This window comes from Curtobacterium sp. VKM Ac-1393, from assembly GCF_015350995.1.
Taxonomy (GTDB): domain Bacteria; phylum Actinomycetota; class Actinomycetes; order Actinomycetales; family Microbacteriaceae; genus Curtobacterium.
Genome location: NZ_JADKRW010000002.1, coordinates 1 through 13,317 on the forward strand (window position 1 = coordinate 1; position 13,317 = coordinate 13,317).

Genomic DNA, 13,317 nt, shown 5'->3' on the forward strand with positions numbered 1-13,317 from the left:
GGCAGCACCTGTTCTGGTTCTTCGGGCACCCCGAGGTGTACATCATCGCGCTGCCGTTCTTCGGCATCGTGTCCGAGGTCTTCCCGGTCTTCAGCCGCAAGCCGATCTTCGGGTACAAGACGCTCGTCTACGCGACGATCTCGATCGCGGCCCTGTCGGTCACGGTGTGGGCGCACCACATGTACGTCACCGGTGGCGTGCTGCTGCCCTGGTTCTCGCTGATGACGATGCTCATCGCTGTCCCGACCGGCGTGAAGATCTTCAACTGGGTCGGCACGATGTGGCGCGGCTCGGTGACCTTCGAGACCCCGCTGCTGTGGGCGATCGGCTTCCTGGTGACGTTCACGTTCGGTGGACTCACCGGTGTGATCCTGGCGTCGCCGCCGCTCGACTTCCACGTGTCCGACTCGTACTTCGTCGTCGCGCACTTCCACTACGTGGTCTTCGGCACGGTCGTGTTCGCGATGTTCTCCGGCTTCTACTTCTGGTGGCCGAAGTGGACCGGCAAGATGCTCAACGAGCGTCTCGGCAAGATCCACTTCTGGCTGCTGTTCATCGGCTTCCACACCACGTTCCTCATCCAGCACTGGCTGGGCGTCATCGGCATGCCCCGTCGGTACGCGACGTACCTGCCGAACGACGGGTTCACGTGGATGAACCAGTTGTCGACGATCGGCTCGATGATCCTCGCGGTCTCGTTCCTGCCCTTCATCTTCAACGTGTACGTGACCGCTCGGAACGCACCGAAGGTCGCCGTGAACGACCCGTGGGGCTACGGCCGTTCGCTTGAGTGGGCCACCAGCTGCCCGCCGCCGCGGCACAACTTCACGTCGATCCCGCGGATCCGTTCCGAATCCCCGGCGTTCGACCTGAACCACCCCGAGGCAGGCGTGCCGATCGGTGTCGGCCCTGCGAAGGACGCCCCGGACGCCCCGACCTACGACGCCGCGAAGGGCGAGGTGAAGTAGCCGATGCGCGCGAACACCAATCTGTTCTGGATCCTCTTCGGGTTCTTCATCCTCGCGGACGCCGCGTACACCATCTGGGCGATGCTCTACTACGGGCACCCGGAGTGGGTGGGTACGGTCGCCATCGGCCTGACCGGCATCATGTCCGCGTTCATCGCCTTCTACCTCGGTAAGGTCATGGCGTCCCAGGGCGGCGTGCTCCCCGAGGACCGCCCCGACGCCAACATCGAGGACGGCGACGCCGAGCTCGGGCACTTCAGCCCCTGGTCGTGGTGGCCCATCCTGCTGGCCGCCGCGGTCGCGGTCTGCTTCCTCGGTGTCGCAGCCGGACTGTGGATCGTCCCGATCGGTCTCGCCCTGGTGGCGGTCACCCTGGTCGGCTGGGTCTACGAGTACTACCGCGGCAACTTCGGGCACTGACCTGACGCTGCATCGCACCTGACACATTCGGGCGGCACCACATCCGGTGCCGCCCGAAGTGCGTCCGGGCGCGGCACGACCGGCGCTGCACACCACAGCGCTCCAAGAACTCCGGTCCCCGATCCGGAACAAACGGGCCCGCCCGCGACTTGACTGGAGCGGACCTCCCACCACAGCGAAAGGAGTCACCTCAGGTGACCGACAAGCGCACCCTCATCATCTTCGGCGCGACGGGCGACCTCGCCTCCCGCCTGCTGCTGCCGGGCCTCGGCACGTTCCTGCAGAGCGGTCGAGCGGTTCCCGTCCAGCTCATCGGCACGGGCCGCAGCGCCCGCAGCGAGGAGCAGTGGAAGGACATCGTCACGAAGTCCTTCGCGTCGCAGGACGTCAAGGGATCGGAAGTCGACGCGACCCTCGCCTCGACCCAGTTCATCCAGGGCGACCCCACCGACCCTGAGCACCTGAAGGCGCTGCTCGACGCGGCCGACGCCGAGCCGATCCTGTACTTCGCCCTGCCGCCGCAGATCGCCTCCGACATCTGCGAGGCACTGCAGCAGGTCGAACTCCCCGAGGGCACGACCCTCGCGTTCGAGAAGCCCTTCGGTACCGACGTCTCGAGTGCTCAGGCCCTCAACGAGACGGTCCTCAAGCTGGTCCCGGAAGAGCGCGTGCACCGCACCGACCACTTCCTGGGTCGCACCACGGTCCTGAACATCATCGGTCTGCGTTTCGCGAACCGCCTGTTCGAGCCGATCTGGAACGCCGAGAACATCGAGAAGGTCGACGTCTTCTACGACGAGACCCTCGGTCTCGAGAACCGCGCCCAGTACTACGACGAGGCCGGCGCGATGGTGGACATGATCCAGTCGCACCTGCTGCAGATCCTCGGCATCGTCACGATGGACGCCCCGGCGGACATCGATGCGGTCGAGTTCCGCTCGTCCCTGGCCCGGGTGCTGCGTTCGACGCGCCTCAAGGGCGACGACCCGAAGATCGCCTCGCGCCGCGCTGTCTACACGGCCGGCACGATCGACGGCAAGGACCTGCCGTCGTACCAGGACGAGGACGGCGTGGACAAGTCGCGCGCGACCGAGACCCTCGCCGAGATCTCGGTCGAGGTGGACACCGCCCGCTGGGCCGGCGTCCCCTTCACGTTGCGCTCCGGCAAGGCGCTCGGTGCGAGCCGCAAGGAGGTCCTGATCACCTTCAAGCCGGTGACGCGCCTGCCCTCCGGCCTGAGCGGTCGCCCGAAGACGGACACGCTCCGCATCGTCCTGAACCCGGACGAGATCGAGCTCACCGTGTCGGCGAACGGTGGGGGCAACCCGTTCGAGATGGGGCAGGTCACCCTGTCGTCGTCCTTCGCGGACGGCGAGCTCACCCCGTACGGCGAGGTCCTCAACGGCATCTTCCACGACGACCCGCTGCTCTCGATCCGCGGCGACGTGGCCGAGCGCTGCTGGGAGATCGTCGAGCCGGTCGTGAAGGCCTGGAAGGCCGACGAGGTCCCGCTCGAGGAGTACCGCGCCGGTTCGCGCGGCCCGGCGGACTGGGAGTCGTCGTCCTGACGGACGTGATCGTCGCGCCCTGAAAGGGCGAACCTGACGGACGGGAGGCGCGGTGCCAGCTGGCACCGCGCCTCCCGTCCGTCGTTCGGTGCGTCCAGGGCGTCGCAAGACGCCGTCGTGTTGTCACGACGCCGTCGAATTCAGCGGCGTCTCGATGATGTGGAGGCGTCCTACGGGAACGCCGGCGTGTTGCGGGCACACCGGCGTCACGCGAGCACGCACGCACGCCGGTGTGTTGCGGACACGCCGGCGTCAAGCGAGCACGTGCGCACGCCGGCGTCACGCGCGCACGCCGGCGTCAGGCGGGGGTGCCCGCCCGCTCGCCCTCGCCGGTCCACGAGCGCGTGCCGCCGTCGTGCACGGGAAGCCGCGTGCGGTGGCCGCTGGACGCACCACGTGCCCGGTTGATCGCATCCGCAGCGGACACCAGCGTCAGGTGCGAGAGCACCTGGGGCGTGTTGCCGATGTGGTGCCGGGTGGCGACGTCGATCTCCTCGGAGAGCATGCCGACGTCGTTCGCGTACCCGACGAGGACGTCCATCAGGCGTTCCGCGTCCTCGATCCGGCCCGAGGCGGCGTACTGCTCGACGAGCCAGAAGGAGCACGCCAGGAACGGATGCTCCGCGCCGGTGAGTCCGTCGAACCCGGACGACGTCCGGTACCGCAGGACGAGGCCGTCGGAGCCGGTCGACAGGTCCTGCTCGATCGCGGCGACGGTGCCGGTCATGCGGGTGTCGTGGGCGGAGACGTACCCGATCTGCGGCAGGACGAGCAGGCTCGCGTCGACCTCGTCGGTGTCGTAGTGCTGCCGGTAGCTGCCGCGCTCCGCGTTCCAGCCGTGCTCCTCGATCTCGGCCCGGACCTGGTCGCGCAGGGTGCGCCAGCGGTCGACCGGACCCTCGAGACCGAACTCCTCGACGGCGGCGACCCCGCGGTCGAAGGCGGCCCAGATCATCGCCCGCGAGTGCGTGAAGTGCCGGCGGGGACCGCGCATCTCCCAGATGCCGTTGTCCGGCTCCTGCCAGTGCTCCTCGACGTAGCCGAGCAGAGCGCGTTGCAGCGCCCACGAGTCGGCGTTCTCCTCGACCCCGAGCTCGCGGGCGTCGTGCAGCGCTGCGAGGACCTCGCCGAACACGTCGCCCTGGTACTGCGTGTAGGCACCGTTGCCCACGCGGACCGGCGTCGAGCCGGCGTACCCCGGCAGGTGTGGGAGCTCGCGTTCGGGCAGCTCGCGCTCACCGGCGATGCCGTACATGATCTGCACGTCGGCGGGGTCGCCGGCGATGGCGCGGAGGAGCCACCCACGCCAGTGCGCAGCCTCGTCGCGGTAGCCGTGCGCGATGAGCGAGGCGAGGGCGAGGGATGCGTCGCGCAGCCACACGTAGCGGTAGTCCCAGTTGCGTTCGCCGCCCGGGTCCTCCGGCAGGCTCGTGGTGACGGCGGCCACCACGCCGCCGGTCTCGCCGTGGGTCATGGCGCGCAGGAGCAGCAGCGACCGTCGGGCTGCGGCGCCGTAGCGGCCCTCGGTGCGGGCCGTCGCCATCCAGTCGGTCCACCAGGTCAGGGTGCGGTGCAGCTCGGCGTCGACGTCCACGGGCGCCGGCGGTTCGCGGTGCGACGGGTACCAGGTGAGCACCGTGTCGAGCACGTCGCCGTCGTGGATCGTCGCGGTGGCCGTGTGCCGGTGGTCCGAGGCCCGGAACCGCGGACCACGTGCGACGACCGACCCGGGCCCCGCCGTCGCCAGCAGGGCCGGGTCCTCGTCGCCGCCGATCTGTCGGACCCACGGCAGTGCGAGCGCGTAGTCGAAGCGGATGCGGAGGGTCTGCTCCACCTCGACCGTGCCGCTCAGCCCGCGGACCCGGCGGACGATCGACGGCCGGTGCGCCCCGACGGGCATGAACTCGGTGACCTCGACAGTGCCCTCGGTCGTGGTCCAGATCGTGGAGAGCACGAGCGTGTCGCCGCGGTACTTCCGGTGGGCGGTCGCCGCCGGGTCCGTGGGACGGAGCGTCCAGTGTCCGTGGTCCTCGGTGCCGAGCAGCGAGGCGAAGGTGGCGGCGCTGTCGAAGCGCGGCAGGCAGGCCCAGTCGATCGTGCCGTCGCGGCCGACCAGCGCGGCGGTCGAGGTGTCGCCGATGACCGCGTGGTCCTCGATCAGGTTCGGGGGAGTCGGGGCTGTCCGCTCGGTGCTCATGACCCGATCGAACACCCGGTGGCCGAGCGTCGTGGTCGGGGTGTGGTCGGCGTGCCGCACGCGTGCCTGAAGGCTCGCTCAGGCCGGTTCGGCGCTCACGATGGTTCGGCGCTCACGACGCTTCTGCTCTCACGACGGGTCGGAGCCGTCGGCCTGGGCGAGGCCCACCCGCGCCAGCTCGGACCAGAGCCCGGCGCCGTCCGGCGCGTAGACCCACGGAGCCGAGGTGTCGCGGGACCGCTCCTGTGCCCGCGACCGGCCACCGGCGAGCACGGCCTCACTCGTCGACAGCTGCCGGATCGCGACCCCGGCGACGTTCTCGGGGTGCTCGCGGGCGAACTCGCCGTACAGCGACTCGTCGTGCTGCCCGTCGTCACCGACGAGCAGCCACTGGACGTCCGGGAAGTCCTTCGCCAGACGCCGCAGGTTCTGCTGCTTGTGCTGCTGCCCGCTCCGGAAGAACCGATCGTGCGTGGGGCCCCAGTCGGTGAGCAGCAGGGTGCCCGACGGGTACATGTTGCGGGTCAGGAAGCGCTGCAGGGTCGGCGCGACGTTCCAAGCACCGGTGGACAGGTACACCGTGGGTGCACCGGGGTGCTGCGCCTGCACGCGTTCGTACAGCACCGACATGCCCGGAACCGGTCGGCGGGCGTGTTCGGTGAGGACGAAGGAGTTCCACGCCGCCAGCATCGGCCGGGGGAGCGAGGTCACCATCACGGTGTCGTCGATGTCGGACAGCAGCCCGAAGCGGGTGTCGGGGTGCACGACGAACACGTCGGCCTCGACGTCGCGCCCACCGCCGGCCGACAACCGGACGGTGCGCCACCCCGGCTCGAGGTCGATCGGCACGATGGTGTCGACGACCCCGCCGCGGTCGGTCTCGACCACGTGCGAGACCCCACCGGCGGTCACGGTGACCTCGGCGTGGTCGACCGCGACGCTCGTGAAGCTCTTCCACCCACGGACACCCGCGTAGGAGACGTCCGAGGCCAGGCCACGGCGCGTCAGCAGCACGCGGCAGAGGATGCGGACCCACCCGGGTGCGCCGTAGCCGGTGTAGGGGACGACGGTCGGGACCAGGCCACGGCTTCGGGCACGGTGCTCGCGGAACTCCTGGACGGCGTCCTCGATGCGGGCCGCGCGGTGCAGGAGCGGCTCGGCCAACGACGGCTCGTGGGGCGTCGGGTCGGGCATCGCCCCATCATCCCATGCAGGACCCGGAAGTCCACGTCGCGCGGCGCCTGTGGTGAGTCGCAGCCATGTTCCAGCCGGTCTCTGCGAAAATCGTCACCGTCACACCAACGAACCGCGCTGGAGCGCAAGAGGAGAACACGTGCTCGTCACCGAGGTAACGAACGCTCTGCCGGGGGGATCATCACTGCTCAGGAACGAGCCGGTCCAAGCCCGCAGTTCGGCGCGCCTCGCGGGTCTGCTCGACGCTGCTGCCGCGGTGATCGACGAGATCGGGTTCGAGCGACTCACGACCGCCATGGTCGCCGAACGCGCGGGCGCTTCGATCGGAACCGTCTACCGCTACTTCCCTGACCGCATCGCCGTGGTCGACGCGCTCGCCATCCGCTGCACGCAGCGGCTCGCCGCGCGGTTCGTCGCGGCGCTCGACGCCAGCAGCGCCACGACGTGGCAGCAGGCCTGCGACGCACTGATCGACGAGACCGCCGAGATGTACCGCACCGAACCCGGCTTCCGCGCGATCCGCTTCGGCGACACCGCGGACACCGGCACCGGTGACGCCGAGGACCGCATGGGCGCGCTCGGCGCAGCCGTGGGCCAGATCATGCGCGACCGGTTCGGGCTGCCCGAGAACGAGCGCATCGCACGTGCCTGGGTGGTGCTGGCCGAGTCCGGTCACGCCGTGCTGGCGCGTGCACACCGCGACCGCGAGCACCCGGACACGGCGCTCATCGCCGAGTACCGCACCATGAGCCGTGCACACATGGAGTCGGTGGTCGCGGCGGGCTGACCGCCGCACCGCTCCGACGGCGCCCGTGCCGTTCGGACTGGAGGCCCGGGCGCAGTCCTGCGTCCGGGTCGCGTCGTCCGTTCGGTCACGTCCAGGGCCGCCAGCAGCTGTCCGGGACGCGCCGCGCGCCGACATGGGTGAACCACTGTCGGACCCGACGGGTACTCTCATCCGGAGTCGGGCTACCTCCGAACAGAAGGGCACCCATGATCGAGTTCCGCTCGGTACGCAAGACCTACCCGGACGGCACGAACGCGGTCGACGACTTCGACCTCGTCATCCCGTCGCGGACCACCACCGTCTTCGTGGGTTCCAGCGGCTGCGGCAAGACCACGCTGCTCCGCATGATCAACCGCATGGTCGACCCGAGCTCGGGCTCCGTGCAGATCGACGGATCCGACGTCTCCGGGGTCGACCCCGTGAAGCTCCGGCGCAGCATCGGCTACGTCATGCAGAACTCCGGACTGCTGCCGCACCGGAAGGTCATCGACAACATCGCGACCGTGCCACTGCTCACCGGGGTGTCCAAGGCTGATGCACGCACTCGCGCCCTCGAGCTCATGGACACCGTGGGGCTCGACCGTGCGTTCGCCGACCGGTACCCGTCCCAGTTGTCCGGCGGACAGCAGCAGCGTGTCGGCGTCGCGCGCGGCCTCGCGGTCGACCCGAACATCCTGCTCATGGACGAGCCCTTCGGCGCCGTCGACCCGCTGGTCCGCAACGACCTGCAGGACGAGCTCATCCGCCTGCAGCGTGAGCTCGGCAAGACCGTCGTGTTCGTGACGCACGACATCGACGAGGCGTTCAAGCTCGGCGACCAGGTCGTCATCCTGAAGAAGGGCGGCGAGATCGCCCAGCAGGGCACGCCGTCCGAGATCCTGGCCGAGCCGGCCGACGACTTCGTCGCGAACTTCATCGGTGTCGGGCGTGGCCGTCGTGCGCTGCGCGTCGAGCACACCCCCACCGGGCCGATCGTCGTGGACGGCGACGGCCGTGCCGCCGGTGTCCTGACCGGGCCCGTCAACGTGGTCGACGCCGCCGCCGCGGTGCCGGCCGCTGCCGAAACGAACCAGGCCGGAGCGTCGCAGCACGCCCCGGGTGCTCCGGCGCAGGGTGGGGGCATCCGGTGAACTGGGTGCTGTCGAACCTCGACACCATCTGGGACGCAACCCTCGCGCACCTCGCGATCGCGATCCCCCCGATCATCGTCAGCTTCCTGCTGTCGATCCCGATCGGATGGATCGTCGTGCGGTTGCGGCGTCCCGAAGGCCGTCGTTCGACCAGGAGCATCGGTGGCGGCATCGTCACCTTCGCCGGCCTGCTCTACGCGATCCCGTCGCTCCCGCTCTTCATCGCGCTGCCGAGCCTCATCGGCACCGGCCTGCAGGACCCGATCAACGTGGTCATCGGGCTCACGCTCTACGGGCTCGCGCTGATGGTCCGGTCGACCGTCGACGGCCTCGAGTCCGTCGACGCCCCGACCACCTCGGCGGCGACAGCGATGGGGTACTCCGGTGCCCAGCGCTTCTTCCGGGTCGACCTACCGCTCGCCGGTCCGGTCCTGCTGGCGGGGCTCCGTGTGGTGGCCGTCTCGACCATCTCGTTGACCACGGTCGGTGCGGTCCTCGGCGTCAAGAGCCTCGGATCGCTGTTCACCGACGGCATCGGTCGCGGCATCACCGAGGAGATCGCGTCGGGCATCGTGATGGTCCTCGTCCTCGCGTTCGCCATCGACGGGCTGCTCGTGCTGCTCGGGCGCATCGTCATGCCCTGGACCCGCAAGAACCGGGTCGCCGCACGACGGAGTCGTCGCGCCCTGCAGACCGCGGAGGTCGCCTCGTGATCATCGGACAGGCATTCGGCTGGGTGTTCGACCCGGCGAACTACGAGGGGTACAACGCGATCCCGACCCGGTTGTGGGAGCACATCTGGATCTCGGTGTTCGCGGTCCTCGTCGCGTCGGCGATCGCCGTCCCGCTCGGGTACCTCATCGGGCACACCGGGCGGGCCCGTAGCCTCGCGATCGCGCTCTCCGGCGGCATCCGCGCGCTCCCGACCCTCGGCGTGCTGACGCTGTTCGGCCTGTTGCTCGGGGTCGGGCTGCAGGCACCGCTCCTCGCCCTCGTGGTCCTCGCGATCCCGTCCGTGCTGGCCGGCGCCTACGCGGGCATCGAGTCCGTCGAACCCGTGACCGTCGACGCCGCTCGTGCCCAGGGCATGACCGGCTGGCAGATCCTGACGAAGGTCGAGATCCCCCTCGGGCTCCCGCTCCTGATCGGTGGCATCCGCGCCGCCGTGCTGCAGGTCGTCGCGACCGCGACGCTGGCTGCCTACGTCGGATCGGGCGGGTTGGGCGGTTACGTCTTCCTCGGCCTGAAGACCCAGGACTACGCCATGATGCTCGGCGCGTCCATCCTCGTGATCGCACTCGCGATCGCGTTCGAGATCGTCTTCGCCCTGGTGCAGCGGGCGGTGGTGCCCGCGGGCGTCTCCGGCCACCCAGCAGAGCGACGCAAGGCATCGCGCGAGCGAGCCAGCAATCCCATCCCGGAAGGAAACCCCTCGTGATCACAGCACCCAAGATCCGCGCAGGCATCGCAGCAGCACTCGCGGTCGGCGTCGCCGCAGCCCTGGCGGGCTGCTCGTCGAGCAGCCCGCTCGACAGCGGCTCCAGCGCTTCGTCCGACTCGAAGACGATCGTCATCGGTTCGCAGCAGTACTACTCGAACGAGATCATCGCCGAGCTCTACGCCCAGGTCCTCGAGAAGGACGGCTTCGACGTGAAGCGAAGCTTCAACATCGGGCAGCGCGAGGTCTACCTCCCGCAGCTCGAGAAGGGCGCGATCGACGTCATGCCCGAGTACAACGGCAACCTGCTGCAGTACTTCGACAAGAACTCCGACGCGAAGACCGCCGACCAGGTCGACGCCGGACTCGAGAAGGCCCTGCCGAAGGGGCTCCGCGTCCTCGACCAGGCCGAGGCCACCGACCAGGACAGCTACACCGTCACGAAGAAGTTCTCCGAGGACAACGACGTCACGAGCCTGTCCGAGCTGAAGAACGTCAAGTCGAAGCTCACGATGGGTGCGAACTCCGAGAACCAGACGCGACCGTACGGTCCGAAGGGCCTGAAGTCCGTCTACGGCGTCGACGTCGACTTCAAGGCGATCGAGGACTCCGGCGGAGCCCTCACGGTGAAGGCGCTCAAGGACGGCACCGTCCAGCTCGCCGACATCTACACCGCTGACCCGAGTATCAAGGCGAACGGCTTCGTCACGCTCAAGGACCCGGAGAACCTGATCCTGCCGCAGAACGTGATCCCGGTCGTCTCCGACAAGGTCAACGACAAGGCCGCCGAAGCGATCGACTCGGTGAACGAGAAGCTGACGACCGAGGCCCTGATCGGCCTCAACACGAAGAGCACGGCGGACAAGGAGAAGGCGTCCACCATCGCCAAGGAGTGGCTGACCGACGAGGGTCTGCTGTAGCAGTCCCTCTGTGATCCAGACGACAGGCGTCGGGCATCTGCCCGGCGCCTGTCGTCGTTCCGAGCGGCGCGTGGTGGCACATCTGTTCGGCACGACCGTGCCGTGCAGGGCCGCTGCACATTCGTGCAGAGATCGTTTCTACAAGTTGTCGAAGTCGGTGGTCGCGCGGTACCGTTGAAGGGTCCCAACGGCTGTGACATCTGATGTATCCGTTCCACAGGAAGACAACTGACGTGCACCGACTGCGCGCGGCGACCCGACTGGGAAGTGCCGCATGACCGACCTCCTCGACCCGCTCATCCTGTCGCGGTGGCAGTTCGGTCTGACGACCATCTACCACTTCCTCTTCGTCCCGCTGACGATCGGCATGGCCGCCGTGGTGGCCGTGTTCCAGACCGCGTGGTACCGGACCGGTCGCGCGCACTACCTGCAGTTGACCCGGTTCTTCGGACGCATCTTCCTGATCAACTTCGCGATGGGCGTCGTCACCGGCATCGTCCAGGAGTTCCAGTTCGGCATGAACTGGTCGAACTACTCGCGCTTCGTCGGTGACGTCTTCGGCGCACCGCTCGCGCTCGAGGGGATCCTGGCCTTCTTCTTCGAAGCGGCGTTCATCGGCGTCTGGATCTTCGGGTGGGACCGCTTGCCGAAGGGACTGCACCTGGCGAGCATCTGGTGCGTCAGCGCCGGGACGATCATGTCGGCGTACTTCATCATCGCCGCCAACGCCTTCATGCAGCACCCGGTCGGCTTCGCCATGAACGAGGCCAAGGGGCGCGCCGAGCTCACCGACATCTGGGCGGTCCTCGGCAACAAGGTCGCCCTGGCGGCCTTCCCGCACACGCTCTTCGCCTGCTTCATGGTCGCCGCAGCAGTGATCATCTCGGTCGCCGCGTACCACCTGGCGCGCAACCAGAACCTCGAGACGATGATGCCGGCGCTCAAGTTCGGCATGTGGACCATGGTGGCTGCGGGCGCCCTGACGGTGCTCACCGGCGACCAGCTCGGCCTGACGATGGTCGACACCCAGCCGATGAAGATGGCCGCCGCCGAAGCGCTGTACAACACGGCGACCGGCAAGGACGCCTCGTTCTCGATCTTCACGCTCGGCACCCCCGACGGCGTGCACGAGCTGTTCTCGATCCGCGTGCCGTACCTGCTGTCGTTCCTGTCGACGCACACGTTCAACGGCACGGTCGAGGGCATCAACGACCTGCAGGCGCAGTACACCCAGGTGTACGGCCCCGGCGATTACAAGCCGATCATCTGGGTGACCTACTGGTCGTTCCGCTGGATGATCGCGCTCGGCATCGGTGCGGTCATGGTGTCCCTCGCCGGCCTCTGGCTGACCCGCAAGGGCCGGTTCCCGACGCAGCGCTGGATCTGGCGCGTCGCCACCTGGACCGTGCCGCTGCCGATGGCCGCGATGATCGTGGGCTGGATCTTCACCGAGATGGGTCGCCAACCGTGGCTCGTGTTCGGGTTGCTCAAGACCAGCGACGGCGTCTCGCCGAACGTGACCGGGCTCGAGGTCCTCATCTCGCTGATCGTGTTCACCGTGATCTACGGCTCACTGGCGGTGGTCGAGTTCAAGCTCATCAAAAAGGTCGCACAGGAGGGCCCTGCCGCTCCGGCAGAGGTCGACGAAGCGACCGGCGAGGTCAAGCACGAAGTGACGGTGTACTGAGATGGATCTGCCTGTCCTCTGGTTCGCGATCGTCGGCGTCTTCTTCGTCGGCTACTTCGTCCTCGACGGCTTCGACTTCGGTGTCGGCATGTCCCTGCCCTTCCTCGGCAAGGACGACACCGACCGTCGGGTGCTCATCAACACGATCGGCCCGGTCTGGGACCTCAACGAGACCTGGGTCATCGTCGCCGGTGCCTGCCTGTTCGCGGCGTTCCCGGAGTGGTACGCCACGATGTTCTCCGGGTTCTACCTGGCGTTGCTGCTCATCCTCGCGGCACTGATCCTTCGCGGTGTCTCGTTCGAGTACCGGCACCAGAACAAGTACCTCGAGTGGAAGCGACGGTTCGACCTGATGATCATCGTCGGGTCGGCGGTGCCGTCGTTCCTGTGGGGCGTCGCGTTCGGCAACGTCGTCCGGGGGATCCCGATGGACTCCGGGCACAACTACACGGGCACGCTGTTCGACCTGCTGAACCCGTTCGCGCTCCTCGCCGGCCTGGCGACCCTGCTGGTCTTCTTCACGCACGGCGTCGTGTTCGTCGCGCTGAAGACCGAGGGCGAGATCCGCGTCCGGGCGAAGCGCCTGGCGACCCGGGCCGGGATCCTGACGATCGTCGTCGGCGCCGCGTTCCTGGTCTGGATGGCGTTCGTCCGGGCGACCCCGGCCTCGCTCGTGCTGTCGGTGGTCGCGGCCCTCGCGCTCGTCCTGGCGGTGCTCTGCAACGCCTGGGGCAAGGAGGGCCGTGCGTTCACGCTCATGGCCGTCACCATCGCCGCGATCGTGCTCGCCATGTTCACGGCGATCTTCCCGGACGTCATGCCCGCCACCAACGACCCGGCGAACAGCCTCAACGTGTACAACGCCTCGAGCGGCTCGTACACGCTGACGGTGATGAGCTGGGTGGCGCTGATCTTCGTCCCGCTCGTGTTCGCCTACCAGGCCTGGACGTACTGGGTGTTCCGCAAGCGTGTCTCGCGGGCCCAGGTCACCCAGGCCGCGCACTAGGC

Annotated in this window: 12 protein-coding genes; 10 read left to right on the forward strand and 2 right to left on the reverse strand. The window is 68.5% G+C overall.

Going from position 1 to position 13,317, the window contains the following annotated elements; all coding sequences use genetic code 11:
* The 3 genes from ITJ59_RS03830 to ITJ59_RS03840 all read left to right on the forward strand — a co-directional run.
* The coding region (locus tag ITJ59_RS03830; protein WP_194649829.1) for a cytochrome c oxidase subunit I at window positions 1-968 on the forward strand (968 nt) is incomplete at its 5' end.
* Window positions 969-971: 3 nt separating this feature from the next.
* The gene (locus ITJ59_RS03835; protein WP_194649830.1) at window positions 972-1,388 is read left to right on the forward strand and encodes a cytochrome c oxidase subunit 4; all 417 of its coding nucleotides are present in this window, start codon (window positions 972-974) and stop codon (window positions 1,386-1,388) included.
* Between the two features lie 194 nt (window positions 1,389-1,582).
* Window positions 1,583-2,956, forward strand: coding sequence for a glucose-6-phosphate dehydrogenase (locus tag ITJ59_RS03840; protein ID WP_194649831.1), 1,374 nt, complete (start codon window positions 1,583-1,585; stop codon window positions 2,954-2,956).
* A gap of 298 nt (window positions 2,957-3,254) precedes the next feature.
* Here the strand turns inward: ITJ59_RS03840 and ITJ59_RS03845 are convergent, their stop codons facing one another.
* Window positions 3,255-5,153, reverse strand: a complete 1,899-nt coding sequence (locus tag ITJ59_RS03845; protein ID WP_194649832.1) for a glycoside hydrolase family 15 protein — start codon at window positions 5,151-5,153, stop codon at window positions 3,255-3,257.
* 129 nt (window positions 5,154-5,282) lie between these two features.
* Window positions 5,283-6,347, reverse strand: a complete 1,065-nt coding sequence (locus tag ITJ59_RS03850; protein ID WP_194649833.1) for an App1 family protein — start codon at window positions 6,345-6,347, stop codon at window positions 5,283-5,285.
* Between ITJ59_RS03850 and ITJ59_RS18975 the strand changes: the two genes are divergently transcribed.
* The 7 genes from ITJ59_RS18975 (at window position 6,283) to cydB (ending at window position 13,315) form a co-directional block, all read left to right on the forward strand.
* Entirely contained in the window at window positions 6,283-7,134 is an 852-nt protein-coding gene (locus ITJ59_RS18975; RefSeq protein WP_194649834.1) for a TetR/AcrR family transcriptional regulator, read from the forward strand. The genes ITJ59_RS03850 and ITJ59_RS18975 overlap by 65 nt on opposite strands.
* Before the next feature lie 206 nt (window positions 7,135-7,340).
* On the forward strand, window positions 7,341-8,264 hold the full coding sequence (locus tag ITJ59_RS03860) for an ABC transporter ATP-binding protein (RefSeq protein WP_194649835.1): 924 nt from the start codon (window positions 7,341-7,343) through the stop codon (window positions 8,262-8,264).
* Complete coding sequence (locus ITJ59_RS03865; RefSeq protein WP_194649836.1) at window positions 8,261-8,977, forward strand: ABC transporter permease; 717 nt, start codon at window positions 8,261-8,263, stop codon at window positions 8,975-8,977. The genes ITJ59_RS03860 and ITJ59_RS03865 overlap by 4 nt, the downstream gene beginning before the upstream one ends.
* A complete protein-coding gene (locus ITJ59_RS03870) occupies window positions 8,974-9,702 on the forward strand; it encodes an ABC transporter permease (RefSeq protein WP_194649837.1) in 729 nt (242 codons plus the stop codon). The genes ITJ59_RS03865 and ITJ59_RS03870 overlap by 4 nt, the downstream gene beginning before the upstream one ends.
* Entirely contained in the window at window positions 9,699-10,622 is a 924-nt protein-coding gene (locus ITJ59_RS03875; RefSeq protein WP_194649838.1) for an ABC transporter substrate-binding protein, read from the forward strand. Before ITJ59_RS03870 ends, ITJ59_RS03875 begins: the two co-directional genes overlap by 4 nt.
* Before the next feature lie 274 nt (window positions 10,623-10,896).
* Window positions 10,897-12,309, forward strand: a complete 1,413-nt coding sequence (locus ITJ59_RS03880) for a cytochrome ubiquinol oxidase subunit I (RefSeq protein WP_194649839.1) — start codon at window positions 10,897-10,899, stop codon at window positions 12,307-12,309.
* A gap of 1 nt (window position 12,310) precedes the next feature.
* Window positions 12,311-13,315, forward strand: a complete 1,005-nt coding sequence (gene cydB / locus ITJ59_RS03885; RefSeq protein WP_194649840.1) for a cytochrome d ubiquinol oxidase subunit II — start codon at window positions 12,311-12,313, stop codon at window positions 13,313-13,315.
* Window positions 13,316-13,317: the final 2 nt, after the last annotated feature.